The following is a 26,368-nucleotide window of genomic DNA, read 5'->3' as shown; positions in this document are numbered from 1 at the left end:
TAAGTGCTTCTTAGCGATGTAGCTTCGCATCTAAAACTAAAGCTTGTGGGAGAAGATTTAGAGATAGACTCTATGAACAAGCTATCCCTCTCTTCGCCTTCACAATTGGCGTTTGCAGTTCATAAAAGATATGCAGACGAGTTAAACTCCTCAAAGGCAAACGCCTTTTTAATAACAAACGCACTGATCGAGCATCTTCCAAATGGTTCTTCTTATATTGTATGCGAAGATGTATCTATCTGTATGGCAGAGGCTACCAAGCTGTTTCATAAAAAACCTATTGAGCCGCAGCTTAGCGATGCGATCATAGGCGAGGAGTGTTATATAGACACGATGGCAAGAGTTGAGAAGGGTGCAGTTATAGGCTCGAACGTGACCATAATGGCAGGTGCATATATAGGCACGAACGTCACAGTCGGAGACAATACGGTTATATACCCAAATGTCACTATCTACAGAGACTCTGTTATCGGAAGCGACTGCATCATCCATGCAGGAACGGTTATCGGGGCTGATGGTTTTGGTTTTTCGCACACAAAAGAGGGCAAACATATAAAGATATATCAAAACGGAAATGTTATAATAGAGGATGATGTAGAGATAGGCGCAAATTGTGCGATCGATAGAGCTGTCTTTAACTCTACGATTATAAGACGCGGTACAAAACTTGATAATTTTATCCACATCGCACATAACTGCGACATCGGTGAATACTCTATTTTTGTAGCACAAACTGGGGTTGGTGGCTCTACAAAGCTCGGGCGCAACTGTGTTGTAAGCGGACAGAGTGCTTTTAGCGACCATCTGAGCATTGCGCCGTTCTCAACTTTTACGGCAAGAAGCGGTGTTACAAAGAGCATAGAGAAGAGCGGCGGAGTCTACAGCGGGTTTCCGCTTATGAACCATAGAGATTGGAAAAGGCTTCAAGCAAGGATAGCGAAGTTAAACGAGTAGGAGATACAATGGATATAAAAGAGATTGCAGAGATCTTAAAGTGTGATTTTAGCGGTGAGAGTTTTGAGATTACAAAGATGAATACACTTAAAGATGCTACAAAAAGCGAGCTATCTTTTGTTGCAAATTCAAAATATATAAAAGATATACAAAACTCAAATGCGGGCGCGATAATAGTTGATGCGCACACAAAAGAGTTCGTTCCTGATGGCTCTGTTGCTTTGGTGGTCGAGCATCCATACTGGGAGATGGCAACCATCTCAAAATATTTTGCACCGCCTGTTGAAGATGCGACCCTGCCAGAGCCAAAGATAGGCGAAGGCACTGTAATATCCCCAAAGGCGGAGATAGCAAACGGCGCTATTATAGGCCAGAACTGTACGATCATGGCTCATGTATATATAGGTGCTAACGCTGTTGTCGGAGACAATACAATAATCTATCCGAGTGTGACAATATATAGAGACTGCAAGGTGGGGAGCGATTGTATAATCCACGCAAACTCTACCATAGGAAGCGACGGCTTCGGCTTTGCGACAAACAAGATGGGCGAGCATAAAAAGATATACCAAAATGGAAATGTCGTTATAGAAGATGACGTTGAGATCGGAAGCTCGACTACAATAGACAGAGCGGTTTTTGGAACGACCCTTATAAAACGCGGTGTGAGAATAGACAACCTTGTTCAGGTAGGGCACAACTGCATTATCGGGGAGTATTCCGTTCTTGTAGCCCAATCTGGAATCTCAGGCTCGACTACGATGGGGCGAAACGTGGTCATGGGCGGTCAGAGCGCTACGGCAGGGCATCTAAGCATCGCTCCTTTTACAACTATGGCTGCACGCAGCGGTGTTACAAAGAGCATTGAGAAGAGCGGCTTAACCTTTGCTGGATTTCCTCTGATGGAGCACAGATTGTGGTTGAAACTTCAGGGTAAAATTGCTAAACTAATCAAATAAGAAACAAAAGGATGAGCTAATGTCAAAAACAATTCAATTAAGCGGAACGAAAAAAGGTGTTATTAGCGTAACTAAGATAGACGAGCCTTACGGTGCGGGAAGTGCAAGTGTGGCTAGCATTGGTATATCACTTGTAGGAAATGCAAACGAGCCCGAGTGGAAGGTGCATATTCCGCTTAAAAACCTAGATGAAGTCATAGAGGCTCTTAAAGAGTTAAAATAAGGTGTTACGGGAGTGTAGTTGAAAACGAAATTTTTAATCTCTCTTCTCTTTTCTACACTTCTGTTTGCCGAAACTCCCCTCCTTTTTTTTAGCCAGAACAAAGAGATCTCATCTAGAGAGCTTTATGAGGCGCTGGAGCTACATAAGCCCTATTTTTTTGAATTTTATGCCGATGAGCCTGTGATTGAGACAAAAGATGTAGAACTGACAAAAGAGGCTCTTAAAGGGTACTACAGGTCAAAAGGCTTTTACCACGCAGAGATATCCCACATCAGAGATAAAGACTCCATAACCATAATCATCAAAGAGAACGAGCCCATAATCGTCAAAACCATCACTTACTCCGCACTTCTTGATATAGACAAGCAGATACCGTTTGAAGAGGGGGATGTTTTTGATGCCGACAAGTTTATACAGAGCAAAAAAGATATAAAACTTCTCTACGCACAGAGCAGTTTTTGTAAAGCCCAGCTTGACGCAAAAGCTTGGATAGATATAGAGAAGAATCTTGCATATTTGAGCTATAAAGTTTTGCAAAACGAGAGCTGCCGCTTTGGAGAGATAGAGGTGATGGCGTCAAAAAATATCGACGCAGAGATACTTGAGTCTATCTTGCATATAGAGGAGGGTGAACCTTTCTCTTCGAACAAAATAGCTATGGGTTATGAGAACCTTTATGGTCATGAGGGTATATCAAAAGCGATAATAGACACAAAGGTAAATAGAGACAACAGCGTTGATCTGGCTCTAAGCGTAGTTGAGAATGAGAATCCTCTGCGTTTTCAAGCGGGTCTTGGGGCAAGCAGCGATGAGGGAGGAATGCTGATGCTTGGACTCAAACATAGAAACTTTTTAGGAAACCTGAAGACTATTGGGATCGAAACAAGATTAACGCAGATAAAGCAGTCCTTAAAAGCAGGTTTTGATATGCCGCTATTAAACAGAAATGCACTCGGGCTAGAGGCAGGTTACGAGAACGAGGATTTTGTCACCTTTAAAGAGAGCAGGGTCTTTGTTGAGCCTTACCTTTTGCAGAAGAGAACTCCTCATCTCTTTAAAGAGAGCATATACATTGACAGGTCAAAAACATACGACAGTGACGATCTGATACTCATTCCCGAGTATACGATATTCTTGGTCTCTCCTAGGCTGGAGTGGAGTTATGACACCAGAGACAAGATACTCGACCCGACAAGCGGATACTTTATAAACTCACAAATAATGGGTTCATTAAAGAGCGATATATCTGATGCTACCTACTATAAATTCAAGGCAACGGGAGGTTATATTCTGCCTATTATAGATGACTATATTGCAGGATTTAGAGCCACCTTTGGAACGCTCCATATTAAAGATGGAGATGTCCCTCCATCTTATCGCTTTTTTGCAGGCGGTATGCATAGCAATCGTGCATACGGCTATAGAAAGCTGGGGCCGACTGATGCGAGGAATAATCCGATCGGATCAAATTCCATAGTAGAGGCAACGGCTGAGATACGCTTCGACATAATAGGCAACTTAAGAGGAGTTCTCTTTAGCGACAACACCTTTTTGGGTAACGATAGTATGCCAAGCTATGACAACGGATACTACAGCGCGGGTTTTGGTCTTCGCTACAGAACACCTATCGGTCCTATAGCTATAGATATGGGTTTTGACATAGAAGACCCCACAAAGCAGTATGCTATCCACTTCCACATAGGAGAGCTGTTTTGATAAAAAGAGTCTATGCCTTTTTATATTTTACAACTCTTTTTGCACTGCTTGGAGCGGTACTTGTCTTGATGGCTCTCTTTCAAAAAGATGTAGTGCCTTATCTGGCACAGAACTATCTAAAAGAGTATGATGTGGAGTATAAAGGCATAGATGGAACCCTCTTTGGCGGAGTCGTTATAAGAGGCGTAAAGTATAAGGACAGCGTAGAGATAGATGAGCTTAGGGTGAAGTACAATCTTTTAATGCTGATGAGTCCGACTCCAAGATTAAGCTCCATCAGTGCCAAGGGAGTTTTTGTTGATGCAGATAAAATTCTAGAAACCAAGAGTGCAGAGGAGTCATCCGCTTTTGCTCTAAATATCTCAAAAGTAGATATACAAAACGTAAAAGTAGCCTACAAAGAGGATATCTACGGCTTAAACCTTAAAGCTTTAGATGTAAGCATCAGAGAGACGGTAGATGTGCGCAGTATTGCTATTGAGGCAGAGACTCCCTATGCAACTCTTGCTCTTGAGGGGAGTGTGAAGAAAAACAGTATCAAAGGAAGATCTGCGCTTTTGCCAAGTGAGAAGTTTAATAATGAGTATCTCGGTTTTTTAACATATGCGCCAAGCGAGATTGAGCTCTTTTTTGACATATCTAGCAAAGAAGCAGAGATGAAAACATCGCTAAAGAGCGTTGTCTTTAAAGATATTGAAGATCTTGTTTTAGAAAATATAGAGCTTCATGCGACTTATAGTTTCGGTGATGATCTCTTTACGCTCTCATCCGATTACACCGCTCTTTATGAGAAAAATGAGATTTTAGTCGAGCAGAAAAGCAGAGTAGGGTTTGATGGGAAAGTTGTATCAAACCTAGAGGCAAAAATAGTTCAAGATGAGCTTGGTCTTCCTTTTGATAGATTTAGTGTTGCTATAAAAAGTGATGAGAATCTGACACAGTTTGATATTTCGGCAAAAGATATGAGCCTGAATGCAAAGACAAAAGATTTTAAAGAGTTTTTGCTAAATGGCCGTAGCATCTATGCGGATCTGGATGCAAAAGTCGAGTTAAAGAGCGACTCTGTAACGCTTGTAGGCGAACTCTATCCTAAAAGCGATGCGCCATACTTAAGAGAGTATAACATTGAGAGATTCTCCAAGCTCAATATCTTTGTGTTAAAAAACGAGAAGAGCTTAAGAGCAAGCATAGGTACCGGCAAGCTCTCTTTGACGCTCTTTGAGGATGAAAATGGTCTTGTCGGTGTTATAAAGGCGGGGGAGAACAGATTTGACATAAAAGGAAATGTTCAAAATAGAGAGTTCACGGTGGAGTCAAATATTGACTCCATCAAAGCTCTTCTGTTAGAACTTGAACTTATGGATGAGAGTCTGCTTTTTGATGCTTCTGCCATCTTAAAAGCAAAAGTAGTACTTAAAGAGAGAGTTGAAGTAGATGCAAGAGTTGATGTTCCCCGGTATAGATTAGAGCTTGATCCTCAAAATATATATACGGATAGAGACTCTTATGTTGAATTTTTTTATGCAGATAGAGAGGTCATAGTTAAAAGCTATGATCTTGGAGTTATGCAGAAGAGAGTTTATTCAAAAAGAGCCTCAAAAATTTCTCTAAGAAAAAGCGATATCATTGAGTTAAAAGAGTTTTGGGTCTATGACAATCTGCTTATAGGCGGAGAGCTGAACTACTCTAAAATGAGTGCTGACGTTACTCTAAAGAGCGATAAGTTTCGTTATGAATCAGAGGATGCAAATGTAAGTGTAAGAGTTGATATTAAAGCGTTTGCGGATAGCAACGGCTCACAGAGTGTCAGCGGCGATATTGAGATACTAGGCGGAGTGATTACCTATGCTCCAAAAAAAGAGTATGCTATAAAGGATGAGGATATTATTATCATCCAAGATATTAAACCGCCCAAAAAAGAGCATGAGAATAGAGAGCTAAATATAAGGGTCTACTCATCAAAACCCATAGAGTACAAGATAAAGGATGTAGAGCTTCTGGTTACTCCAAACATAGTGATCTATCAGGAGTTCGGCTCTTTGTTGCAGATACTCGGCGCACTGCAGATACACAGCGGGACAGCTAGCATAAGTGAGAGAGAGTTTGAGTTTGACGAGAGCGAGATATATTTTCATGATGAGCACTACGCCAATCCGTACCTAAATCTCAATCTTCACCACTACACGCTTGATAATGTAGACATAGAGATATATATAACAAACAGAGTGGAATCACCAGTCTTTATCCTCTCATCGAACCCGCAGATGAGTCAAGACGACATTATCTCATATATTCTCTTTGGCGAGGCCTCGTCATCTGTTTTTGAGACAAGCGGTGAGAGTTCAAGAAGCTCTCTTGGCACACTGGCTTTGGGTGCCGGGTTAAAGGGGTTTTTAAACAGCTCGGCAAACCTAAAGATAGATACGCTCAATATCCTTACAAATGAGGATGGAACACTGGGGTATGAGATAGGAAAACGTTTTGGAAAACGGGTGCGTCTGGTCTATAAAAACGATGATATTTCAAGCCTGACGCTGCAGTACAGCCTCAGCAGATCTGTTAGGATAGATGTAGATGTAAAAGAGACCGGGCAGGGTGTCGGTATCTTTTACATTAAGGATTTTAAGCTTGAAGATACTATTTTAAAATAACGAGGGGAATCTTTACGTTTTGAATAAGCTTCGTCGTAAGGCTTCCAAAGAGAGCGCTCTTTAGTTTGCCGTGGCTGTAAGAACCTATGGCTAACATATCAATATCGTTTTTGTTAATGCACTCCAAGATGCTCTCTAGAGGCTCACCAGATTTTTGGATAAACTCACAATTTAGAGTCTCATCTTTGATAATCTCTTTTGCTTTGGCTATCAACTCATCTGAGCTGTTTTTATCGTTGTTTATATTTACAACGTATCTTTTAATATCATGCTCAAGCATCGGTGAAGAGGAGAGCTCTTCTAAAGCTCTGATGGAGCCGCTTTTGCCGTTGAAAGCCACCATGACACTTTTTATGGGGGAGTAATCTCTGTTTACCAAGATTATCGGTGCATCGACATCTCTTATAATGTTCTCAACGCAAGAGCCTACTTCATCCTCTTTTTGCATATGTCCCATGCCTGAGAAGCCGAATATCACTACTCTTAGTTTATCTTCGAGCTCTTTGAGGTTTTCATATAGAGTTCCATGTCTTTGAGAGATGATTACGTTACTGTAGCCTTTGTGGGCAACTCTATCTTTTAGCTCTTTTAAGATCTCTTTGCCGTGGTTTATACTCTCTCTGTTCTTTTGCGCATCCTCGTCTGAGAGTTCATCAAGAAGTACATCTCTTTCTCCAAGAGTCAAGTTTCCCGAGAGGTTTGTAACCGATGAGGCATTTGGGTGTTCGATCGTATTTAGCAATACTAATGTTAGGCCCAGCTGCTTTGCTATATGAAGCGCATAATCACATACTGACTCTGAGTATTTTGAACCGTCAACGCAGGCAAAAACCGCCTGTTCTATACTTTTTACATCTTGCATCTTAGTGTCCTCCCATAACTTTTTCTATCTCTTCTGGTTTATCATGTACACCAAATCTGTCTATGATTGTACTGCTCGCCTGATTCTGCCCGATTAGTGTCACATTTGCACCTTCACGGCGCAGTTTGATGACTACTTTGTCAAGTGCATAAACGGCAGAAATATCCCAGAAGTGAGCTCTACTCAAGTCTATCGTTATATTCTCCACAACTTCCTTAAAATCAAAGAATTCTACGAATCTGTCCGCACTGTTGAAAAAAACTTGTCCGATAATCTTGTACTCTCTCGTGTCTGTTGCTTCGTCGTAAGATGTCTCATGGTACATAAAGTGGCTGATTTTGTTTGCAAAAAAGAGTGATGCCAAAAGTACACCCACAAATACGCCGAGTGCCAGATTGTGCGTCCAGACAACGACAACAACGGTTGCCACCATAACAACGTTTGTCGAGATAGGAAGTGTTTTTAATTTTTTAATGCTTCCCCAGTCAAACGTGCCGATAGAGACCATTATCATAACTGCAACAAGTGCCGCCATTGGGATTATGGAGAGCAGATCGCTTAAAAAGACGACCATAATAAGCAGATAGACACCCGCCAGAAGAGTCGAGAGTCTTGTTCGTCCGCCCGATTTTACGTTGATAACAGATTGTCCGATCATTGCACAACCTGCCATACCGCCCATAAAACCAGAAGCGATGTTTGCTACACCTTGACCGCTGCACTCTCGGTTTTTATCACTCTTTGTATCCGTTAAATCATCTACGATAGTAGCCGTCATCAAAGACTCCAAGAGACCCACTACCGCCAGTGAGACAGAGTATGGCAGAATTATCATCAGAGTCTCAAGATTAAATGGGATCTGAGGGATCAAAAAGATGGGAAGTGTGTCAGGGAGCGCGCCCATGTCACCGACATTTCTTACGTCTATGTTAAACAGTATTACAACCAAAGTTATTACTACAATGGTTACAAGCGGAGAAGGGAGCAGGGTTCCGATTTTTGGTATGTAAGGGAAAAGGTAGATAATGCCAAGACCTGCGGCTGTAAGCGCATAGACATGCCATGTAACATCTGTGAGTTCGGGAAGCTGTGCCATAAAGATAAGTATGGCAAGTGCATTTACAAAACCCACAACGACTGCACGGGGTACAAAACTCATCAACTGACCGAGTTTAAAGTGCCCCGCAATCATCTGCAGTATTCCTGTTAAAACGGTAGCCGCAAGAAGATACTCTAAACCGTGTTCTTTTACGAGTGTGACCATCAAAAGCGCCATTGCACCCGTTGCCGCACTGATCATTCCCGGACGACCGCCCACAAATGCTATGACTACCGCAATACAAAAAGATGCGTAAAGTCCTACTTTTGGATCGACTCCTGCTATGATAGAGAAAGCTATGGCTTCGGGTATAAGGGCAAGCGCGACGACTAAGCCTGCTAGTGTGTCTCCTTTTATATTGGAGAACCACTCCTCTTTTTTAAAATACTTTGCTAACAATAATTATCCTTTTTTATTTTTTATTTTTTGTCTAGTATAAGATTATGTTTTCACATTCTCTATCCTTAGTTTTTAGTTTTTTAAAAAGCGATTTAAAACAAATGCGGATTTATCTCTGCCATTACGATGCAGAGATAAAGTAGGGCAAAACTTGAAAGTGATTTTTATGCTTTTAGTTCTTGTACGAACTCTTCTATACGTTTGATACCTTTGCGGATACTTTCAATGTCGGTTGCAAAACTAAATCTAAAATATCCTTCGCTTCCAAAGCCTACACCCGGAACTACGGCTACCCCTTTTTTCTCTAAAAGCTGCTTACAAAACTCCATAGAGTCGTTGCTCAGCTCTTTTATGTTTACAAAAAGATAAAAAGCACCGTCAGGCTTATAAACACTTAAGCCCTCAATTGCGTTAATGAGCTTTACGGCCTCATCGCGGCGCTCTTTAAATGCGACTCTCATCATCTCGATATCTTCGTCTGCCGAACCGTCTAAGCCTGCAATTGCCGCCTTTTGCGTGATAGAGTTGATGTTAGAGGTGCTTTGGCTCTGAAGTTTTTTAGTCGCTTGGATAAGCTCCGTATTGTGCGCTGCCATATAGCCGAATCTCCAGCCTGTCATTGCAACAGATTTGCTAAGACCGTTAATAGTTACGGTGCGATTGTACATATCTTCGCTTACAGCCGCCGCAGATGTAAAGCTGCCGTCGTAGATAAGCTTTTCATACATCTCATCACTTGCAACGATAACATCAGTGCCTTCAAGTACTTTTCCAAGTGCTTCAAGTTCTGCTCTTGAGTAAACCGCACCTGTCGGATTTGATGGACTTGTCAGGACAATCATCTTTGTCTTTGGCGTAAGGGCATCTTTTAGCTGCTGCGGAGTTATCTTAAACGCATTGTCATCATGCGTCTCTATCTCAACAACCGTTCCGCCGTAGTAGAGAACAAGCTCAGGGTAGGTTACCCAGTAAGGGGATGGAATGATCACTTCATCGCCTTTTTGTATGACTGCCGCAAACAGATTGAACAAAGAGTGCTTCGCACCGTTGTTGGTGATGATCTGGTTTGGAGCGTACGAGAGATCGTTGTCTCTCTTTAGCTTATTTGCAATTGCCACTTTAAGGGCAGGGATGCCGTCAACCGCGGTGTACTTCGTAAAACCCTCATTGATAGCTGCAATGGCAGCATCTTTAATAACGCGAGGCGTATCAAAATCAGGCTCACCTGCTGAGAAGCTGATGATATCTTTACCTTGAGCTTTTAGCTCGCCTGCAAGTGTCGAGATTGCAATTGTGATCGATTCGGATAGCGTGTTAATACGGTCTGTTAGCATAGTGAGTCCTTAGTCATAAATAACCTCAGCTTCAGCAAGTAAGAAAATAACTCTATTGCTAGACAGATTTTTGCAGGACTAGCTGTGCTAATTCAAGAAAATCTAACGACGCAATAGGGTTGTTTTCTTATTGCCCAAAGGGAAGTTTAAAAAGAAGGCTACTGCTTCGTTAAAACTTTTTGCAGCACAATAAGTGCAACCGCAAAGTTTCGCCTCACATTAGCCCTCTTTTAAAGCTTCTGAAGTTGGGGTTCTTTATGACTAAGGACTCAAACCCTTTTTGAAAATATTGCGGAATTATACTAAAATATTTTTAGTTTTTCATAGCGCGGATAAAAGATTCGTAAATGTTTTCCAGTTGAAGGTCTTGTTCAAGAAGCTCTTTATTATCTTCGACCAAGATATGCTCAAGAACGGCAACACGCTTAAGAAGATACTCGAACATCTCTTTGTTTATATCCGGAAGAAGATTGTGCATTAATGGATCTTTACATCTTCCTTTCTCTATAACATGAGCAGGGATGCCTATCGCCGTAGCGTTGTCTGGAACAGGCTTTACTACAACTGAATTTGCACCTATTTTTGCATACTCCCCTATAGTGATATTTCCCAAAACTTTAGCTCCGGCACCTATTACCGCGCCTTTTTTGATGGTCGGGTGTCTTTTGCCGTGAGTGAGCGATACACCGCCTAGTGTTACGCCCTGATATATGATGACATCATCTTCAATTACAGAGGTCTGACCTATTACAACGCCGAAACCATGGTCTATAAATACTCTTCTGCCGATAACGGCGCCCGGATGTATATCTATGTTCGTAAATATCTGGTTTAGCCCCATAATGACTCTTGCGAGTGTCTTGAAGTTTGAGCGGTAGAGTCCGTGGGCTATTCTGTACCAAGCCATAGCCCAAACACCTGGGTAGTTAAAAAGGAAGTCTAGCTTAGAGCTAAGGGCTGGATCATTTTTGTAAACATTTAAAAAATCTTCTTTGATATCAGCATAAATTCCCAATTTTAACTCCTAGTTAGTAGTTCTTAGATAGCCGTTTTGTTTTAAAAACAGCTCCAGTTTTGCAAGTGTATCATTTTTTTCTTGCTCTGTAATAAAATCAGATTTCATAAGGTCGCTCTTAAGTCTGCTTGACAACATCTCCGCATCGTAGCCAATGGAGTCTAAGATATCAAGAATGCTTTTTGACTCTACCGCATTTTTGATCTCGTAAGAGTACTCATCGATAGTGATCGTATATTCGCTAGGGTGCGTAAAGAGGTTGTGGTTCATCCCCAAAGTCTCTTGATATGCACCGACATTGAAAAACCCTAAAAAGTACTCCTCTTCATCAAGGTTTACATCATGAAGATAGAGCGGTTTGTCAGGATTAAAGCCTATCTCTCCGTCACTGTCGCATGTTATGTCCCACAGAGATGCAGCTCTTAGCGGGGTCGTATTTAGATGATGCAGCGGCATGACCGGAAAGTGCTGTCCAAGTCCCCAGTAATCAGGAAGACTCTGGAAAATAGATGCATTTATAAGGTATCTCTCCTGAAGCTTTACCTGAAGCTGTGCAAGCTCATCCGTAGGGTTTGCAGATTTGAGGTAAAGAGCCTTTTTGATGATGTTGTGCACAAGTATCTCTGCGTTTGAGCGGTCTTGAAGGTCTATATAACCTAGATCGAAGAGTGTCAGAAGCGATTCCATATGGTCAAGCGCATCGTGCAGGTACTCTATACAGTTGGTGTTGTTTAAGAGGTCGTTTAGCTCTATAAGCTCAACAAGAAGAGGAGGGTTTACCTCTTTAAAGTTTAAGAGCTTCTCCTGATAGTCCTGAGTGAAAAGTTCCAAAACAGGAGTTATCAATACGGCATGAGAAGCTACTATGAAACGTCCGGACTCTGTAAAGATATCGGGATGGTCAACATTTTTTGCATTCATGATCTCGCCAAGCAAGAAGACGACACTGCTTGAAAACTCATCTATAGAGTAGTTTCTGGCACTAGACATCACGTGCTGGTCATACTCTACCGCCAAGCCACCGCCGATGTTGATGCTCTTTAGTGAGTCCGCCCCCATCTTTTTTAGTTCCGCATAGATGTTCCCAGCTTCGCGAAGCGCTTTTTTAAGAGGTGCGATGTCCGACATCTGAGAGCCTATATGGAAGTGGACCATATTTAGTTTGCCAAGCAGTTTGGCATCTTTTAGAAGCGATATAGCCTCAATGATCTCAGTAGAGGTAAGACCGAATTTTGCATCCATTCCACCGCTTTTTGCCCAGATGCCGCTGCCCGCACTGTGAAGTCTTACACGTATACCGATATTTGGTACCTTTAGGTTGCACTCCTGAGCTACCTCTATAATGGTCTCAAGCTCTCCAAGCCCCTCAATGGTGATTGTTATATTGTGCCCGCTTTGAGCCGCAATAAAACCAAGAGTTATCATCTCTTTGTCTTTAAATCCGTTTACGGTTATGTTCGCGCCGCTTGGAGTCTTGCTCATTGCCAAAATAAGCTCCGCTTTAGAACCGGCTTCAAGCCCGTAGTTGTACTGAGCTCCCTGAGATGTGACCGCATCCACCGCATGAGGAAACTGGTTTACTTTTAGAGGAAATACGGCATTAAAACTTCCTCTGTAGTTGTTTTGTTGTATCGCTTTGTCAAAGTATGAGTAGAGAGTTCTTATCTGGCTCTTTATAAGGTGAGGAAACCTAAGCAAAATAGGACCTCTTACGTCGTTTGAGCGAATATCTTCTACTATCTGAAGAAGAGAAGGCATACATTTGTAGTTGAGTTTTATCTGGCCGTCTTCAATAATGAAGTTGTTGTTAGACCAGATGTTAAGACCAAAGTTTTTCAAAATTATCCACCTATATATGTAATTTTTGATGAAAATATTTATCTATATCGAAATATATCTCACCGCTTCTGTTTTTAAATGTAAGATGTCTTTTGTTCAGTTCGGAGATATGCTTAAGACCCATAACTGAGAGAAGAACCTTCATATTTTTAATTAAATTGTTGTGATAGTGACCTATCTCCTTGCCTTTTTTGACGACAAGGTAAGAGGCTCTTCTCTTTGGGTCCTGTGTCGCCATGCCCACAGGACAGACGTGCGAACCAAATCCTGAACACATACGAGCACGGATACAGCCGCCGCTCATCATAAAGCCTCTGCCTATTCCTACGGCATCAGCACCCATCGCCATTGTGATTATAACATCATCGGGGGTTAAAATCTTCCCGCTTGCTATGATCTTTATATCTTCTCTCAAGCCGTATCTTCTAAGGATGGTATCAAGTACATAAAGAGCATTGTTGGTTGTGAGACCCACAGACTCCATCAGTTCAAGAGGGGCAGTGGCACTTCCTCCTTCGCCGCTGTCGAGCGAGATAAAATCCGGTAGAGACCTGCCGGACTCTTTTCTTTTTAAGAGCTCTTTTGCCATCTCCTCTACGGAATCGGCATCCGAGATAACGATCTTGAATCCGACCGGTTTTTTAGAGAGATGCTGAAGCTTCTCTATAAAATCCAAAAGATGCGCAGTCGTATCCGCATAAGGAAAACGGTTCGGAGAGAAGAGGTCTCTTCCCTCGTCCACGCCTCTGTAGTATGCAATATCTGCCGAGACTTTGCTTCCTGCAAGCTTTCCGCCGGTCTGTTTAGCGCCCTGAGCTATTTTTATCTCGGTCATACGGCAGAACTTCATAACTTTTTTGTATCTTAGCTCATCAAACTTGCCCTCTTTGTCGCGGACTCCGTAAAGACCGGAGCTCATCTGAAATATCATATTGGGTATGTCTGAAGGAACTTCTTTTGGAAACGCTTCCAGAGGCGCATCCCAGTTTACGCGAAATAGCACGTGAGAAGCTTTGTCGTAGATATATGTGTTTTGAGTCTTATTGTTGAGAAGAATCGTTCTGTAGGCTTTTAGGGCAAGTGCACGATTAAATATTTTATCAACTATTTTAAAGACAATCTCTGAAAACAGAGTGCTTTGCACGATCTCCAGATACTCACAGTTATCAAGGTCTGGCTTGTGGGTAAATAGGTGGTTGGATGTAAGAGAGCCCTCACCGGTGTTAATGGTCAGGTTTGTAGCGGCTCCCGCTATTGAAAATGCGCGTACCGCCTCAGGGCTGAGCGCGCCGTCACTCATAGCGGAGCGGATTATAGGCGAGTGTGATATAAACGGGTTTTCTCTATCTTTTCCGAAGATCACGCTTACATCATCACTCACTTCATCCTCATTTAGTACGTTTGAAGAGTGTTTTATAATAAATCTGGAGCCCTCAAACGGCTGAGATACGGAGAATGATTTATAGTTTGGAACATCCTTTGCGGCTTTATAGACCCACTCGATCTTGTCGCGTGAAGCGTAGAAGGACTCATCCGCAAAATATTGACGCAGCGGTTCTCTGAGCGCTTCAAAAAGGTAACGCATCCTGCCGATGATAGGGTAGTTTATAAGGAGTGCATGATTTCTTTGCACATATTTGTCATATATGAAGAGATTTACCAAAAATAGAAGGACTATGAGCATAATAAGCTCAAAAAAGTCTATGAAAAAGCCCCAAAAAGTGTGTATGAGCTCCATTAAAACTCCGCTATCGGTATAGTGTTTTCACTCTTGTCTTCAAGGTTCTTTACCCAGATGGTCTTGTTTTTCATCTCATCCGATCCTATTACGGCGCAATATTTTACATTTGCTTTGTCCGCCGCTTTTAGATGGTTTTTGAGGTTTTTAGTTTTGTAATCCATAACGACAGCGTGGGTTTTTCTTTTTTGATGAGCAATTTTTATAACGCTGCTTAAGGCTTCATCATCCATGGCTCCGATGTAGTAGCCCTCTTTTGTGGACTCCGGCATCTTTATAAGTTCCATAAGTCTCTCTATCCCCATAGCAAAGCCCACGGCAGGAGTAGGACGACCGCCAAGGAACTCGACAAGCCTGTCATATCTTCCGCCTCCAGCGATCGCACTTTGGCTTCCTATATCGTCGCTTACAAACTCAAACGCTGTCTTTGAGTAGTAGTCAAGTCCTCTGACAAGGCTTGAATCAATCTCATACTTTATAGAGTTATCATCCAATATCTTCTGCAGTTGAGAAAAATCGCTGTTGCATGAAGCACATAGGTTTTGAGTGATCTTTGGAGCCTCTACGTAGAGCTCCTGACATGAACCGTTCTTGCAGTCAAGCACTCTTATCGGGTTTGTATCTACTCTTCTTTGGCAGTCGATGCAGATGCCGTCTTGGCACTTTCTGACATAGTCCACAAGGGAGTCTTTGTAGCTAGGCATGCACTCGTTGCATCCAAGAGAGTTTAGCTGTAGTCTGTAGCCGATCCCAAGCTTGTTTAAAATATCGCTTACCATCATTATCATAGCAGCATCTTCATAAACGCTCTCAACTCCAAAGCTCTCTACACCGAACTGATGAAACTGTCTGAGTCTTCCTTTTTGCGGTCTCTCATATCTAAACATCGCTCCATGGTAGAAAAAACGGTGTATACCGCCGGCACGGTCAAGTTTTTTTTGTATAAATGCACGAACGACCCCAGCCGTTCCCTCAGGACGAAGACAGACGTCATTTTCGCCTTTGTCTATGAACTGGTACATCTCTTTGCCGACAATATCGCTTGATTCGCCTACCGAGCGCTTAAAAAGGGCGGTCTCTTCCAGCAGAGGGGTCTCAATAAAGTGAAATCCATATCTTTTAGCGATCTCTGAGGAGGTCTCTATGAAGTATGTAAATCTCTCATAATCCTCGCTTAAAATATCATTCATTCCCCTAAGTGAAGCGATCATCTCTATCCTTGTATCGTTGAAAGTTGTAGTTAAAATTTTTTAACTGAAAGGATACCATTTTTACCTTTTATTTAGTTATAATTCATCACATTTGGATTTTATATCTTGAAATAAAAGGGCAAAAAATGCAGCAGCATCAGAGCTTAAAAGAGCACTATAAGTTCACAAAGGAGGAGGCTCTTATCTTAAAAGAGCTTCAGCCTAGAATGGAGGAGCTATCAAACAGGTTTATAGAAGAGTTTTATGACTATATCTGGGGATTTGGGTCAACTGCAAAATTTCTGAAAAATCAAAAGATCATTGATTATCACAGAACAAAGATAAAGGCGTGGTTCGTTAATCTCTTTTGCGGAAAGTATGATCTGGAATATTTTACATATCTTTACAAAATAGGCGAAATTCATGTCCGCATCGGGCTTCCAACCCACTACGTAAACTCTGCTTTTACTTTTGTGAGAACTTTTATAATCAAAAATCTTTACGAAAACTGCGAGAACGACAGAAGAAGCATGATGGAGATAGAAGCGGTAGAAAAGATCGTAGATATAAATCTGGACACATTGACCAGTTCGTACAGGGAAGAGGAGCTTGGAAAGTTTTTATCTTTATCCAAAGTTGAAAAAATAATTTTATCAGGACTCAAAAGGTTCAACTCTTATGTAAACTTCTTTCTTGCCGGTTCTCTGGCTTTAGTGGCATTTTTTGCCATAGGGCTTTTTGGGTACGACATCTATCTGCTCTTTTTTACAGACATCGGGATAGAGAAGGGGATACTTACCGTTCTTGGAAGTCTGCTCGTTCTTTGGGCGGCGATAGAGCTTATACATGAAGAGATAAATCATCTCCAAGGCAAAGGATTCGCTATCGGAGCGTTTATAATGCTTGCTATGGCGGCGCTTATTCGTAAGGTTCTTATCTACTCTTTATCCTCGGAGAGCGGCAAAGAGCTTTTGATAATAGGCGCAGTAATAGTAGCCCTTGCAGTCGCATATTGGCTTGTTGGTGCCAAAAGAGTAGTCGGGGTCAGTACCAATAAAGCGGATAGTGCCTTTTAGAGTTGTTTGAGAGATTGTTTATAATGAGTGCTACAAGTAGCATGATCAGCGCTCCTGCGGCTATCGGGGTTATAGGGTAGAGCCATCCAAGAGATCTTATCTCTTCGCTTCCTATGACGTAGATAAGCGCCGTCGCACCGCCTGGAGGGTGCATGGTTAGCGTAAAGTGCATTACCAGAATCGACAAAGAGACGCTAAGAGCGCATAGGGCTTCAATCTCTAGAGTATCTTCAAAAAACTTAACCAAGACAACAGATATAAGAGCTGAGAGTATATGCCCGCCAAGAAGGTTTCTAGGCTGAGAAAAGGCAACATCCGGCGCACCGTAAACAAGCACCGCCGAAGCTCCAAAAGAGCCAAGCAGAAAGAAGCCGTCTTGAGGTGAGAAGTATTGACTAAAAAAAGAGAGCAGATAGATGCTAATAAAAGCGCCTAAAGTAGACCACAATATCTTGCTTAGAGGCTTTCGTGCAGGACGCATCTCTTTTGATCTCATTCTTGCAAAATATTTTTTCAAACGCCAACTCTCTATAGATAAAAATTTGGCGTATGATAAGTTTTTTTGAGATAAATTTCGTTGATGTAAATCAACTCTCTTTTTTATCTACTCCTGCGGTTCATTATGATACCAAAATGGCTCGTTCTTCGGGTCGTTAAGCTTTGCTCTTCCCTCAAGCGAATCCCTGAACTGCTCTCCTAAAACCGGGCATTTTATAGCCTGTAGTGTGACTTCTTTGTCACTAAATGGATCGACTATGACCCTGTTTAAAGCCTCGATGCTAAGCTCTGGATAGACTCTTTTTATAAGAATAACCTCGTCGCCTTTTTTCAGCTCTCCCTCTTGTAGGACTCTTGCGTACCATCCTGTAAGACCGTTGTTATAAATGATGCTTGTCATCGGCTTGGTTGCGGTATTTGTAGAGAGTTTCCAGCACGGCTGCCTTGGCTGGGAGACTTCAAATGTCGCATCTCCGACCTTTAAAATATCGCCTACGCACATATCCGACTCATCAATGGAGTCGACTAAGAGATTCTCCCCGTAGTGCGCGACATCATCGTGCGTAAAGCTGTTGCCGCTTAATCTGTTTAGCTTCTCGTAAGTTTTTGCAGAGAAAAACAGCACAGCTTTTGTCTCTCCGCCGTGATGGATAAGGTCTGCTACTTCATCCCCTCTGAAGCCTGTTTTTGTCATAAACGCACTGTCGATCGGATACTTTTTTATACCAGACTCAAACTCTTTGTCACTTGTCAGTTTTTTGTTCTTTGTGACTTTTCCAATTTTTAGCTGGAGAATATTCGCTAATTTTTGACTCATTTTTCTGCCTCCTCTTGTTTTATATTAGTCACTATCTCTTGTGTTATTGCATCTATATTTTTTGTGGCATCTATGATTATAAGCTCCAGGTTCAAAAGCCCCGCCGCTTCTATGAGTTTTTGTTGTATTGCAAGGAGATACGCAACTCCTCTTAGCTCAATACCGTCAAGTTTTTTTTGTGAGAGCCTAAATTCCAACTCCTCTTTGGTGAGAGAGAGTAAAAAAACTTTTTGCGGATAGAGCCCACCGGTTGCAAATCTATTTAAGTGCAGTATGGCAGTTTCGCTGATTTCACCCTGTGTCAGGGCATAGGCAACACCGCTTACAACGCTTCTGTCTGAGATGATCATCTTGTCTAGATTTGGCTCAATTACCTCTTTTATATGCTCTGCACGGTCTGCCAAAAAGAGCAAAAATTCCGCTTTTTTACTCTTCGTTTTTGCACTAAGCACAATTTCTCTTATCTCTTTTCCAGCATCTGTTGCTCCAGGCTCTTTTGTGATTACTGCATCTTTGAAATGCTCTTTAAGCCTCTGGATCTGCGTACTTTTACCAGCCGTATCGATCCCTTCTATTGTAATGTACATGATTTCATATTCCCTATGATTTTTTGAACCTCTTTTGGTACGAGATGCTCTGTTTTTCCATTGAACTTTAGAAGGTTGCGTACGATAGAGGAGCTGATAAATGCGTGTTGGAGTTTTGGCATAAGGTAGACCGTCTCGATAGTGTCGTCAAGCGAGTTGTTCAGGTACCCGAGCTGCAGCTCGTACTCAAAGTCGCTTACCGCACGAAGTCCGCGGATCAGAACCGTTGCATTGTATGAGCGTGCAAGCTCTACGGTGAGGTTGTCAAAACCGACAACTATTACATTTGGCATATTTTTTACCGACTCTTTTACCATATTGATGCGTTCATCCAGTGTGAACATCGGCTTTTTATCGTGCGATATAGCCACTGCTATAATGAGCTTGTCAAAAAGTACAAGCGTCCTCTCTATGATGTCAAAATGTCCGTTCGTTATCGGGTCGAAAGTCCCCGGATATATCGCTATTTTTTTCATTACTCCCACCTTTTATAAAGACTGTTTTCAATACCTAAAAGATCAAACCACTTTCCGATAAGGAAGTTCTCCATCTCATCAAGCGTCTGCTGTTCTGAGTAGTACGCCATGACAGGAGGCGCAATAATGACGCCAAGAGCTGCAAGCTTATGCATATTCTCTAAAGCTATTGCGGAAAAGGGCATCTCTCTTGGAGCAAGGATGAGCTTTTTATGCTCTTTTATCATAACGCTGGCACATCTTGTAACCAAGTTGTCGGCAATACCGCATGCTATCTTTGCAAGCGTATTCATACTGCAAGGCGCTATTATCATAGCATCAACCCCAAAAGAGCCAGATGATATGCTGGCCGATATATCTGCATTGTCATGAATGGTTGCACCCATCTCTTTGTCTAAAACCACCTCTGAGTTTTTCGTCATGATAAAATGCTTCTCAATCTCTTGTGGCAGCAGGTCTACTATCTTTAAGCCGAGATTTACTCCGCTTGCACCGCTGGTCGCTACTACTATTTTACGTTTTTTCACTCTAACTCCGCTCTGTTATTGCCCGTAACTCTTACTTTTAAAATCTTTCCGTTGCTGTTTTGGACTTTTATTATATCATTTACTTTAGCGTCTTGAAGTGCTTTTGCGCTAAATGTAATGACCATTCCCTCTTTTACCATCGTCACGTTTATCATAGCATCTCTTCTGATTACATCAAACAGCTCCACGTCATTGTGAGTGATGATTCTGCCCTTTGGTATATGGCGTTTTGCCTGCAGCTGGATATTGTCTATATTTTGAAGCGGCTTTGCTCTAAATCTCTCTAGTAGAACCTTCTTTTGTATATAGTGCAGAGGAGTTAGTTTGGTATCTTTTTTTATCTTATCTCTGCTCTCATATACACTTACGTACGCTTTTATGTAGTAGTCAAAGAAGTATTTCATATTTTGCGGGGTTTTTATGCTTATGGTACCGTCGTTAAAGAGATAATCTCGCTCTCTTATATCTACGGTGTACTCATCTGGAAGGCTCTCCATATAGGCTCTTGGCTCTACGACAATATCTATGATCTCTATGCTCTCATACTCTTTTTCATAATACTCTATTAGTCTGCGCTTTATAAAAGATGTATCAATAGGGCTCTTTAAAACGAAGTTTACGTAGCTGCTTTTGTGCTCGTAGTTCTTGTAGCCGTTTTTATGAAGCAGATCTATAAGTTCTTTGCTTTTTATCTTTGCCAGGTAGTCGCTATCGGGTATGGTTAAAATATGAAAACTGTCCGCTTCATTTTGTGTAATAACAGACGAGTTCACCTCTCTGTTCTCTACATAGTAAACACCCTCTAGTTCGATGTTTGCATGCAGGTTAAAGCTGATAAGAAACAGGGCAAAAAACTTAAAAAGCATAGATATACCGATCTTGAGATTTTTTGGCATTTTAACATAATAGAGCAATTTAAGTCACGCTTTAGTATAATCCCATTCATAAAATAAAAAAGAACAGATAAGGTTTAGATTTAAATGGGTTATAAGATAGCAATAGCCGGAACCGGATATGTAGGCCTTAGCAACGGCATACTTTTGGCGCAGCATAACGAAGTGGTCGCACTTGACATCATCCCTGAGAAAGTGGAGATGTTGAACAAAAAAGTATCTCCTATCGAAGATGCAGAGATAGAGGAGTATTTAAAAAGAGATGATCTAAACTTCACTGCAACGCTCGATAAAGAAGCCGCTTACAGAGATGCCGACTATGTCATCATAGCAACTCCTACAGATTATGACCCGCAGACGAACTATTTCAACACAAAATCCATAGAGTATGTCATAGCCGATGTTCTAAGCATAAACCCAAAAGCCGTAATGGTCATAAAATCAACCATTCCCGTAGGTTATGTAAATAGCCTGAAAGAGAAGTTTAAAACTGATAACATCATCTTCTCTCCCGAGTTTTTAAGAGAGGGGCTTGCACTTCATGATAATCTCTACCCAAGCCGTATAATCGTAGGAGAGAGAAGCAAAAGAGCGGAGATATTTGCTTCACTTCTGGCAGAGGGCGCTATTAAAAAAGATATAGCGATTTTATTTACAGACTCTACCGAAGCAGAGGCGATAAAACTTTTTGCAAATACATATCTTGCAATGAGAGTTGCATATTTTAACGAGCTTGACTCTTACGCGCAGACGCATGGACTTGATACTAAGCAGATCATAGAGGGGGTAGGGCTTGACCCGCGCATAGGCACTCACTATAACAATCCGAGTTTCGGATACGGCGGATACTGCCTGCCAAAAGATACAAAACAGCTCCTTGCCAACTACGCAGACGTGCCGTCAAATATGATAGAGGCGATCGTAAAAGCGAACTCGACAAGAAAAGATTTCATAGCTGATAGCATCTTGGCTAAAAAGCCAAAAATTGTGGGAGTTTACAGGCTTGTTATGAAAACAGGTTCGGATAACTTTAGAAGCTCTGCAATTCAGGGGATCATGAAGCGCATAAAAGCAAAAGGGGTTGAAGTCGTTATCTATGAGCCTGTTTTAGAGGATGATAGTTTTTTTAATTCACGTGTCATAAAAGATATTGAAGAGTTTAAAAAGATAAGCGATGTCATAGTCGCAAACAGACTGAGTGATAGCATTATGGATGTGAAAGATAAGGTCTATACAAGAGATATATTCAACAGTGACAGTTAAGAGGATTTAATTTGAAGATACTAGTAACAGGAACGGCAGGTTTCATTGGCTACCACTTGGCTAAAAAACTTTTAGAGCGTGGCGATGAGGTCGTAGGACTTGACAACATCAATGACTACTACGATGTGAACCTAAAATATGCAAGACTTGCAGAACTGGGCATTGATAAAGAATCGATAAAAGAGAACAGTTTAGCAATAAGCACAAAATATTCAAAACATAAGTTTATAAAGGCAAACCTTGAAGATGCTACTGCTTTAAACAGACTTTTTGAAACCGAAAAGTTCGAAGCGGTCTGTAATCTTGCCGCTCAGGCAGGTGTTAGGTACTCCATAGAGAATCCTCATGCGTATATTCAGAGTAATGTTGTTGGATTTTTAAATATTCTGGAGGCTTGCAGAAACTATGGTGTCAAAAATCTCTCGTATGCTTCAAGTTCAAGCGTATACGGTCTTAATGAATCACAGCCGTTTAAAACTACGGATAAAACGGACACTCCTATAAGCCTCTATGCGGCAACTAAAAAATCAAACGAGCTTATGGCTCACACATATAGCCATCTTTACGGCATACAGACTACGGGGCTGAGATTTTTTACGGTTTACGGACCGTGGGGCAGACCTGATATGGCACCGATGCTATTTGCCGATGCAATATCAAACGACAGAGCCATAAAGGTGTTTAACCACGGCAACATGAGCCGGGACTTTACCTATATAGACGACATAGTCGACGGCGTTATAAAGGTTATAGACAACCCATCTAATTATAATGTCTACAACATAGGCAATAACGCTCCAGTAAGTCTGATGGAGTTCATAGAGACGCTTGAATACGCACTCGGCAAAAAAGCAGAGAAAAACTTTATGCCTATGCAAGACGGCGATGTCGTCTCTACTTATGCTGATGTGAGCGGCTTGATGAATGATTTTGGATATAAACCTGATACAAAACTCTCTGATGGAATAGGCGAGTTTGTTGGGTGGTATAAAGCATTCTGCTTACAAAGCGCCACGATTAGCTTGCTATAATAATGAAGCCAACACCGTTAAAGAGAGTGCTGTTTTTTCTTTTCTTTGACATACTTATCTCTTTGGGTACGCTTTTTTTGGCTTATAATCTTAGATTTAACTTTACCATAGAAGATATCTTTATAGAGAATTTTTTAGCAGTATTTGCTCTGCTCGCAAGTGTTAAGATCACTTTTATGGCGCTCTTTCACATCTACGGCGTAGCATGGAGATTTTTCTCTTTAGGTGAGCTAAAGAAAATTTTGTATGTTCATCTGTTTGCCTATCCTGTTGTGCTTTTTTTGTACTACCTCTCGCCTGAGACATTTAACCCTTTTCCAAGAAGCGTTTTAATGATTGACTTCTTTTTGTCCATTCTTTTTTTGGGTCTATTTAGGGTACTGAAGAGACTTATTGTAGAAAATGACAAAAATCTAAACTTGACAAAAAGTCTGCTTATCGGCACTACGCCTCTTGCCCAAGCGCTTATAAAAGACAAGACAAACTACTACATAGCTGCCGTTGTGGATGATGAAGAAGAAAACATAGGAACATATTTTTCAAATATGAAGGTTGGCGGCATAAACGAAATAGCCAAAGCAGTTGAGTCGCTTGAGATAAGATCGGTCATAATAGCCAAAGACTTTGAAGCAAACGCTCTTAATGAAATATATGAAAAACTCAAAAAACTTAAAATACATGACATTAAGCTTTTATCGCTAAAAAACAGGGAAAAAAAGCTCAAAGACCTGAGCATCGAAGATCTTTTGGCACGACACCCTAAAGATCTTGATAAAAAGAGTATAAAAAACTTTATTGACTCAAAGATTATTCTAATTACGGGAGCAGGTGGAAGTATAGGCAGCGAGATAAGCAGACAATGTTTGGAGTACGGAGCAAAACAACTTATACTTTTAGACCATAGCGAATACAACCTCTACTGCATAGGAGAGGAGTTAAAGAGCCATAAAGCGGTTTTAGTTATGCAAAGCGTCGTTGACAAGGCGTCAATGGAGAAGGTTTTTGAAGCTTACAAACCGCAGATAGTCATACATGCGGCCGCATACAAACATGTGCCTCTAGTGGAGCAAAATGTAGAACAGGCGATAATTAACAATGTCATAGGTACGAAAAACAGCATAGACCTCTCCATAAAGCACGGCGTAGAAAAATTCGTGCTTATCTCAACGGACAAAGCGGTAAGACCGACAAGCGTGATGGGCGCAACAAAACGTATATGCGAACTCTATGCCCAGAATGTGCCATGTAGAGAGACGGAGATAGTCTCAGTGCGATTTGGCAATGTTTTGGGAAGCAGCGGAAGTGTTATTCCGTTATTTAAAAAGCAGATACAAGATGGTGGGCCTCTCACTATAACACATCCTGATGTTACAAGATACTTTATGCTTATAGGAGAAGCGTGCGAGCTTGTTTTGCAGGCGGCAAGCATAGGCAAAGGCGGTGAAGTCTTTGTGCTTGATATGGGAGAACCCGTAAAGATATTGGATCTGGCAAAAAAGATGATAGAATTAAGCTCTAAAGAAGAAATAGATATAAGTTTTATAGGGCTTCGTCCGGGAGAAAAGCTGTATGAGGAGCTTTTTTTGGATATGCGTGAGGCAAAGACGCAGTATGACTCTATAGCCGTAGCTCAAAAGACGTATATGGATATAGAAAAACTAAATAACGATATTGCAGAGCTTATGACAGCCAAAGACAAGGTGACAAAATTAAAAGAGATAGTTGTGGAGTTTAAGGCATGACAAAAATATGTATTATCGGCTTAGGGTATGTCGGACTTCCTTTGGCTCACGCATTTAGCAAAAAGTATGGTGTGGTTGGATACGATATAAACAGAGACAGAATAGATGAGCTTTGCGCTGGGTTTGACAGAACGCAAGAGCTTGGCGCAGACGAACTCCAAGAAGCTGCAAAAAACGGCATTGAGTACACTACCGACATAGATAAAATAAAAGAGTGCAATATATATATTGTGACTGTTCCGACTCCCATAGATCATAGCAATGAGCCTGATCTGACTCCAATTATAAAATCAACACAAACTGTCGGCAGAGTACTTAAGAGAGATGATATAGTCATATATGAGTCAACGGTCTATCCAGGAGTGACTGAAGAGGTGTGCGTCCCGATACTTGAAAAAGAGTCGGGACTTAAGTTCAATGAGGAGTTTTTTTGCGGATACAGCCCTGAACGTATAAATCCCGGCGACAAAGAACACACTGTGACAAAAATACTTAAAATTACTTCTGGAAGCACACCTGCTATTGCCAAAAAGATAGATGAGCTTTATGCCTCGATAATAACAGCCGGAACATATAGAGCCTCAAGTATAAAAGTCGCAGAAGCGGCAAAGGTGGTCGAAAATACACAAAGAGATGTAAATATAGCTCTTATAAATGAGCTTGCCATGATATTTGATATGATGAACATAGACACGCGCGAGGTGATAGAGGCGGCAGCCACTAAATGGAACTTTATAAAGCTTTTCCCCGGGCTTGTAGGCGGACACTGCATAGGGGTTGATCCATATTATCTAACCCATAAAGCGCAGTCTTTGGGCTATATGCCAAACCTTATACTTGGTGCTAGACAGATAAACAACGGCATGAGCAGATATATAGCTAACAAGGCTATAAAGCTGATGATCAAAAGCGATAAAAAACTAAAGGGTGCAAATGTGCTCGTGCTTGGGGTTACTTTTAAAGAGAATTGCCCGGATATGAGAAACTCTAAAGTACTTGATATAATAAAAGAGCTCAAAGAGTTTGAGCTAAATGTGGAAGTGTATGATTACTGGGTAGATAGAAGCGACAAGGAGACAAAACCTCTTAACTTTCTTGATGAGCTCCCTTTTGATTCTAAGAGATATGATGCAATAATAGTGGCAGTCGGCCATGATGAATTTAAGAAGTTAACACAAGAAGATTATGAGAGTATGTCTAGAGGTGAGGAAATAGTCTTGGACGTAAAAGGAATCGTGGAAAAACCGACATGGAGACTTTGAGTATGAAAAACTTTGCACTAATAGGAGCGGCCGGTTATATAGCTCCAAGACATATGAGGGCTATAAAAGAGACAGGCAACTCTCTGGTGGCAGCTCTTGACCCGTATGACGGTATAGGCATAATGGATAGCAATTTTCCTGAGGCTGAGTTTTTTACTGAGTTTGAGCTTTTTGAGAGTTTTATAGAGAGATCCCAAAGAAGTGAGGAGAAGATAGA

The 26,368-nt window shown here is 41.4% G+C and carries 23 protein-coding genes and 1 pseudogene; 11 read left to right on the top strand and 13 right to left on the bottom strand.

Annotation, left to right across the window (positions count from 1 at the left end; all coding sequences use genetic code 11):
* Nucleotides 1-3: 3 nt before the first annotated feature.
* The 5 genes from lpxD (RBR61_RS05660) to RBR61_RS05640 are packed head-to-tail and all read left to right on the top strand — an operon-like array spanning nucleotide 4 to nucleotide 6,503.
* Nucleotides 4-954 carry a UDP-3-O-(3-hydroxymyristoyl)glucosamine N-acyltransferase gene (lpxD, locus tag RBR61_RS05660; protein WP_320342691.1) on the top strand — a complete coding sequence of 317 codons (951 nt, stop codon included), beginning with the start codon at nucleotides 4-6 and terminating at the stop codon, nucleotides 952-954.
* Between the two features lie 8 nt (nucleotides 955-962).
* On the top strand, nucleotides 963-1,913 hold the full coding sequence (gene lpxD / locus RBR61_RS05655) for a UDP-3-O-(3-hydroxymyristoyl)glucosamine N-acyltransferase (RefSeq protein WP_320342690.1): 951 nt from the start codon (nucleotides 963-965) through the stop codon (nucleotides 1,911-1,913).
* A gap of 19 nt (nucleotides 1,914-1,932) precedes the next feature.
* Nucleotides 1,933-2,136, top strand: coding sequence for a hypothetical protein (locus tag RBR61_RS05650; protein WP_320342689.1), 204 nt, complete (start codon nucleotides 1,933-1,935; stop codon nucleotides 2,134-2,136).
* Between the two features lie 18 nt (nucleotides 2,137-2,154).
* Entirely contained in the window at nucleotides 2,155-3,852 is a 1,698-nt protein-coding gene (locus RBR61_RS05645; RefSeq protein ID WP_320342688.1) for a BamA/TamA family outer membrane protein, read from the top strand.
* Nucleotides 3,849-6,503, top strand: a complete 2,655-nt coding sequence (locus RBR61_RS05640) for a translocation/assembly module TamB domain-containing protein (RefSeq protein WP_320342686.1) — start codon at nucleotides 3,849-3,851, stop codon at nucleotides 6,501-6,503. The genes RBR61_RS05645 and RBR61_RS05640 overlap by 4 nt, the downstream gene beginning before the upstream one ends.
* Here the strand turns inward: RBR61_RS05640 and RBR61_RS05635 are convergent.
* From RBR61_RS05635 to hisS, 7 genes are all read right to left on the bottom strand, one after another.
* Nucleotides 6,490-7,365, bottom strand: a complete 876-nt coding sequence (locus RBR61_RS05635; RefSeq protein ID WP_320342685.1) for a universal stress protein — start codon at nucleotides 7,363-7,365, stop codon at nucleotides 6,490-6,492. The genes RBR61_RS05640 and RBR61_RS05635 overlap by 14 nt on opposite strands.
* A 1-nt stretch (nucleotide 7,366) precedes the next feature.
* The gene (locus RBR61_RS05630; RefSeq protein WP_320342684.1) at nucleotides 7,367-8,863 is read right to left on the bottom strand and encodes a SulP family inorganic anion transporter; all 1,497 of its coding nucleotides are present in this window, start codon (nucleotides 8,861-8,863) and stop codon (nucleotides 7,367-7,369) included.
* 164 nt (nucleotides 8,864-9,027) lie between these two features.
* Complete coding sequence (locus tag RBR61_RS05625; RefSeq protein WP_320342683.1) at nucleotides 9,028-10,197, bottom strand: pyridoxal phosphate-dependent aminotransferase; 1,170 nt, start codon at nucleotides 10,195-10,197, stop codon at nucleotides 9,028-9,030.
* 313 nt (nucleotides 10,198-10,510) lie between these two features.
* Nucleotides 10,511-11,212 (bottom strand): serine O-acetyltransferase, encoded by a 702-nt coding sequence (cysE, locus tag RBR61_RS05620; protein WP_320342682.1) that lies wholly within the window; start codon nucleotides 11,210-11,212, stop codon nucleotides 10,511-10,513.
* A gap of 9 nt (nucleotides 11,213-11,221) precedes the next feature.
* A complete protein-coding gene (gene speA / locus RBR61_RS05615) occupies nucleotides 11,222-13,051 on the bottom strand; it encodes a biosynthetic arginine decarboxylase (RefSeq protein WP_320342680.1) in 1,830 nt (609 codons plus the stop codon).
* A 10-nt stretch (nucleotides 13,052-13,061) separates the two neighbouring features.
* Nucleotides 13,062-14,789 carry an FMN-binding glutamate synthase family protein gene (locus RBR61_RS05610; protein WP_320342678.1) on the bottom strand — a complete coding sequence of 576 codons (1,728 nt, stop codon included), beginning with the start codon at nucleotides 14,787-14,789 and terminating at the stop codon, nucleotides 13,062-13,064.
* Nucleotides 14,789-16,000 carry a histidine--tRNA ligase gene (hisS, locus tag RBR61_RS05605; protein ID WP_320342677.1) on the bottom strand — a complete coding sequence of 404 codons (1,212 nt, stop codon included), beginning with the start codon at nucleotides 15,998-16,000 and terminating at the stop codon, nucleotides 14,789-14,791. Before hisS ends, RBR61_RS05610 begins: the two co-directional genes overlap by 1 nt.
* A 125-nt stretch (nucleotides 16,001-16,125) precedes the next feature.
* Between hisS and RBR61_RS05600 the strand changes: the two genes are divergently transcribed.
* Entirely contained in the window at nucleotides 16,126-17,055 is a 930-nt protein-coding gene (locus RBR61_RS05600) for a protoglobin domain-containing protein (RefSeq protein WP_320342675.1), read from the top strand.
* On the opposite strand, the gene RBR61_RS05595 is transcribed toward RBR61_RS05600, so the two are convergent.
* The 6 genes from RBR61_RS05595 to flgA form a co-directional block, all read right to left on the bottom strand.
* Nucleotides 17,024-17,572 (bottom strand): HPP family protein, encoded by a 549-nt coding sequence (locus RBR61_RS05595; protein ID WP_320342674.1) that lies wholly within the window; start codon nucleotides 17,570-17,572, stop codon nucleotides 17,024-17,026. The genes RBR61_RS05600 and RBR61_RS05595 overlap by 32 nt on opposite strands.
* A gap of 87 nt (nucleotides 17,573-17,659) precedes the next feature.
* Nucleotides 17,660-18,370, bottom strand: coding sequence for an MOSC domain-containing protein (locus tag RBR61_RS05590; RefSeq protein WP_320342673.1), 711 nt, complete (start codon nucleotides 18,368-18,370; stop codon nucleotides 17,660-17,662).
* The gene (gene tmk / locus RBR61_RS05585; protein WP_320342672.1) at nucleotides 18,367-18,957 is read right to left on the bottom strand and encodes a dTMP kinase; all 591 of its coding nucleotides are present in this window, start codon (nucleotides 18,955-18,957) and stop codon (nucleotides 18,367-18,369) included. Before tmk ends, RBR61_RS05590 begins: the two co-directional genes overlap by 4 nt.
* Nucleotides 18,942-19,433, bottom strand: a complete 492-nt coding sequence (gene coaD, locus RBR61_RS05580; RefSeq protein ID WP_320342670.1) for a pantetheine-phosphate adenylyltransferase — start codon at nucleotides 19,431-19,433, stop codon at nucleotides 18,942-18,944. Before coaD ends, tmk begins: the two co-directional genes overlap by 16 nt.
* Complete coding sequence (locus RBR61_RS05575; RefSeq protein ID WP_320342669.1) at nucleotides 19,433-19,960, bottom strand: UbiX family flavin prenyltransferase; 528 nt, start codon at nucleotides 19,958-19,960, stop codon at nucleotides 19,433-19,435. Before RBR61_RS05575 ends, coaD begins: the two co-directional genes overlap by 1 nt.
* Nucleotides 19,957-20,856 carry a flagellar basal body P-ring formation chaperone FlgA gene (gene flgA / locus RBR61_RS05570; RefSeq protein ID WP_320342668.1) on the bottom strand — a complete coding sequence of 300 codons (900 nt, stop codon included), beginning with the start codon at nucleotides 20,854-20,856 and terminating at the stop codon, nucleotides 19,957-19,959. The genes RBR61_RS05575 and flgA overlap by 4 nt, the downstream gene beginning before the upstream one ends.
* Nucleotides 20,857-20,940: 84 nt before the next feature.
* Between flgA and RBR61_RS05565 the strand changes: the two genes are divergently transcribed.
* From RBR61_RS05565 to RBR61_RS05545, 5 genes and pseudogenes are all read left to right on the top strand, one after another.
* The gene (locus RBR61_RS05565; protein ID WP_320342666.1) at nucleotides 20,941-22,116 is read left to right on the top strand and encodes a nucleotide sugar dehydrogenase; all 1,176 of its coding nucleotides are present in this window, start codon (nucleotides 20,941-20,943) and stop codon (nucleotides 22,114-22,116) included.
* An 11-nt stretch (nucleotides 22,117-22,127) separates the two neighbouring features.
* A complete protein-coding gene (locus tag RBR61_RS05560) occupies nucleotides 22,128-23,147 on the top strand; it encodes an NAD-dependent epimerase (protein ID WP_320342664.1) in 1,020 nt (339 codons plus the stop codon).
* Between the two features lie 2 nt (nucleotides 23,148-23,149).
* Nucleotides 23,150-24,889: a nucleoside-diphosphate sugar epimerase/dehydratase gene (locus RBR61_RS05555; protein WP_320342663.1), complete on the top strand. Its 1,740-nt coding sequence runs from the start codon at nucleotides 23,150-23,152 to the stop codon at nucleotides 24,887-24,889.
* A complete protein-coding gene (locus RBR61_RS05550) occupies nucleotides 24,886-26,151 on the top strand; it encodes a nucleotide sugar dehydrogenase (RefSeq protein ID WP_320342661.1) in 1,266 nt (421 codons plus the stop codon). Before RBR61_RS05555 ends, RBR61_RS05550 begins: the two co-directional genes overlap by 4 nt.
* A gap of 2 nt (nucleotides 26,152-26,153) precedes the next feature.
* Nucleotides 26,154-26,368: pseudogene (locus RBR61_RS05545) on the top strand (oxidoreductase); the annotation flags it as partial.

Origin of the sequence: Sulfurimonas sp., assembly GCF_034005705.1 — a bacterium.
In the GTDB taxonomy this organism is placed as follows: Bacteria; Campylobacterota; Campylobacteria; order Campylobacterales; family Sulfurimonadaceae; genus Sulfurimonas.
This window is presented reverse-complemented; position numbering and strand designations above follow the sequence as displayed.

Coding starts and splice junctions, on each gene's coding strand:
- coaD (WP_320342670.1), bottom strand. CDS start 19,433: ATGAAAAAAATAGCGATATATCCGGGGACTTTCGACCCGATAACGAAC.
- tmk (WP_320342672.1), bottom strand. CDS start 18,957: ATGTACATTACAATAGAAGGGATCGATACGGCTGGTAAAAGTACGCAG.
- hisS (WP_320342677.1), bottom strand. CDS start 16,000: ATGATCGCTTCACTTAGGGGAATGAATGATATTTTAAGCGAGGATTAT.
- RBR61_RS05610 (WP_320342678.1), bottom strand. CDS start 14,789: ATGGAGCTCATACACACTTTTTGGGGCTTTTTCATAGACTTTTTTGAG.
- RBR61_RS05555 (WP_320342663.1), top strand. CDS start 23,150: ATGAAGCCAACACCGTTAAAGAGAGTGCTGTTTTTTCTTTTCTTTGAC.
- lpxD (WP_320342690.1), top strand. CDS start 963: ATGGATATAAAAGAGATTGCAGAGATCTTAAAGTGTGATTTTAGCGGT.
- flgA (WP_320342668.1), bottom strand. CDS start 20,856: ATGCCAAAAAATCTCAAGATCGGTATATCTATGCTTTTTAAGTTTTTT.
- RBR61_RS05590 (WP_320342673.1), bottom strand. CDS start 18,370: ATGAGTCAAAAATTAGCGAATATTCTCCAGCTAAAAATTGGAAAAGTC.
- RBR61_RS05635 (WP_320342685.1), bottom strand. CDS start 7,365: ATGCAAGATGTAAAAAGTATAGAACAGGCGGTTTTTGCCTGCGTTGAC.
- RBR61_RS05650 (WP_320342689.1), top strand. CDS start 1,933: ATGTCAAAAACAATTCAATTAAGCGGAACGAAAAAAGGTGTTATTAGC.
- RBR61_RS05550 (WP_320342661.1), top strand. CDS start 24,886: ATGACAAAAATATGTATTATCGGCTTAGGGTATGTCGGACTTCCTTTG.
- RBR61_RS05625 (WP_320342683.1), bottom strand. CDS start 10,197: ATGCTAACAGACCGTATTAACACGCTATCCGAATCGATCACAATTGCA.
- RBR61_RS05565 (WP_320342666.1), top strand. CDS start 20,941: ATGGGTTATAAGATAGCAATAGCCGGAACCGGATATGTAGGCCTTAGC.
- RBR61_RS05600 (WP_320342675.1), top strand. CDS start 16,126: ATGCAGCAGCATCAGAGCTTAAAAGAGCACTATAAGTTCACAAAGGAG.